This window comes from Acinetobacter sp. YH12112 (assembly GCF_013418945.1).
Lineage (GTDB): Bacteria > Pseudomonadota > Gammaproteobacteria > Pseudomonadales > Moraxellaceae > Acinetobacter > Acinetobacter indicus.
The window spans coordinates 1-1,788 of sequence record NZ_VPBA01000088.1; the positions used below are offsets into that span (position 1 = coordinate 1).

Below are 1,788 nucleotides of genomic sequence, written 5' to 3' on the forward strand. Positions count from 1 at the left end.
CTATTTAACATAAAATGAAGTTATGCGACTTCAGAATGACCAAAACTTTTATTAATTTTGGTATTTATATTTAGAACAAGGGCATATTTATGAAATCTTTAAAATTTTTACCGTTATTGGCTGCAACTTTTTTTGTTGGATGTGGGACGGTAGGTAATATGATTATTCAAGATAAAACTTTAGAACAAAAGGCTGCATTTGCCTTAAATACGACATCAGATAAAGTTAAAATTACAGATAGACAGGGTTCTGTTGACGGTACAATTAATTTTGTGGCAACTACTGGTGGAAAATCACATCAATGTTATATCACTACTGTTGGTGGTGCTATTAGCTCTCAGGCAATTTGTTCAGGATCAAACTCTGTTAAAAAGGGTGACAATAAACAATGTAATGCTTTATTGAAGGCTGCTGGTCGTTGCTAATTCTGTACATAAACTAGAGTCCACGCTTTCTAATGGTGTACTCTAGTCCCAAATTTGATACTAATAGGGTATCTGTGTTCTATTAGTTACATATAATTACAAATTATAAAAAATTAGCATTTCAGCTTTAATATATTGATTCCTATAAAGTATTAAAGTTTATAGATAAACAATTACAGCATAAGCGTTTATCTATAAACGTATGATTTATATAGATATTATTTAATTATTTGTTAGTATCAGATTAATAGATAATCTTATATCGACAGGTTTGTATGTTTAATCAATTTTATCAAGCACTTCTTCTCGATACTTCATAACTTCATCTGCCTTTAAATTCTTAAGGTGATATTTAATCAGAGCATGAATTACATCTGATTCTTTCATCAAAACTTTTTTCTCAATGACGAACTTCATCAAAGATTCTTTGATGCTGTCGACTTCATCATCTCGAATTTTATAAACCTTAGCCATAACTTTGATTCCACTTTTAAAAGTAACTTTGTTATATATTAAACTTAATTTAAGGTTGTAAAGTTACTTTTAAAATGATTTAATCCTTGCTACAAATTGGTAACTTTTAAATAAGGTAACTATGACTGCTATATCGTTTCAAAATCATCTCGATTTCATTCAAGCTGCTTTTAATCAAGTTGCCAAGATCGTTGCAGAACATGGTCATCCATGCCTAGAAGTATGTTGTCCTGCTGAATCTACAGAAAGATGTCTTGAGCATTTAGCAGTGGTTGCAAGTGACTGGTCGTATGACTATTCATTCATTGATGCTCATTTAGAAACTTATAAAAAAACCAATTCTGAAATTCGTGAATTTCTAGGAGAGTAGGGCGATGGACAAGGCATGTGAGCTGATTAATAAAATCCAAGACTTTGATAAAAATATTCATCAACTGACAGAAATCTATGAACAATCCAATCTCATCATGGATGAAATTGTTTTAGCTGCCACATACTCAGAAATTGATCTTCGTATTTGCCAAAACCTTAAAGATTATTTGAATGGTGTTGTTCAGAATAAATTGAACCATTGCCAGCAGCTCATCACTAAAAAACAGAAGCAACCTCAAGACAATTCAGTCGTTCAAACCTTTGAACATAAAATAGCCAAAGTATTAGTAAACACGGCAGAATCAACTGCCAAGCAAGATGTTCAACCCCCAATTTATAATATGCGGGAAACGATTGATGAGATTTGCATCATATTTCCAGATATTGAAGTCATAGCCACGCAGACTTGCGTAGGTTTGACTGATACGCAAGTCGAGTAGCGGTCTGATTTCCGCATAACTTATGTTATGTTACTTGGGATACACTTGACGGTAAGATAATTTATTATTGCAACCGT

General features: G+C 32.3%; 4 protein-coding genes. 3 read left to right on the forward strand and 1 reads right to left on the reverse strand.

Translation table 11 applies throughout. The features are described 5' to 3' along the window. Positions 1-89 precede the first annotated feature (89 nt). A complete protein-coding gene (locus FTU50_RS15180; protein ID WP_180055333.1) occupies positions 90-425 on the forward strand; it encodes a hypothetical protein in 336 nt (111 codons plus the stop codon). A gap of 279 nt (positions 426-704) precedes the next feature. Here the strand turns inward: FTU50_RS15180 and FTU50_RS15185 are convergent, their stop codons facing one another. After that, a complete protein-coding gene (locus FTU50_RS15185) occupies positions 705-899 on the reverse strand; it encodes a hypothetical protein (protein ID WP_178868377.1) in 195 nt (64 codons plus the stop codon). A gap of 121 nt (positions 900-1,020) precedes the next feature. Between FTU50_RS15185 and FTU50_RS15190 the strand changes: the two genes are divergently transcribed. Together FTU50_RS15190 and FTU50_RS15195 are read left to right on the forward strand one after the other, a co-directional pair. After that, on the forward strand, positions 1,021-1,269 hold the full coding sequence (locus FTU50_RS15190) for a hypothetical protein (protein WP_180055335.1): 249 nt from the start codon (positions 1,021-1,023) through the stop codon (positions 1,267-1,269). A gap of 4 nt (positions 1,270-1,273) precedes the next feature. Then, entirely contained in the window at positions 1,274-1,711 is a 438-nt protein-coding gene (locus FTU50_RS15195) for a hypothetical protein (protein WP_180055337.1), read from the forward strand. Positions 1,712-1,788: the final 77 nt, after the last annotated feature.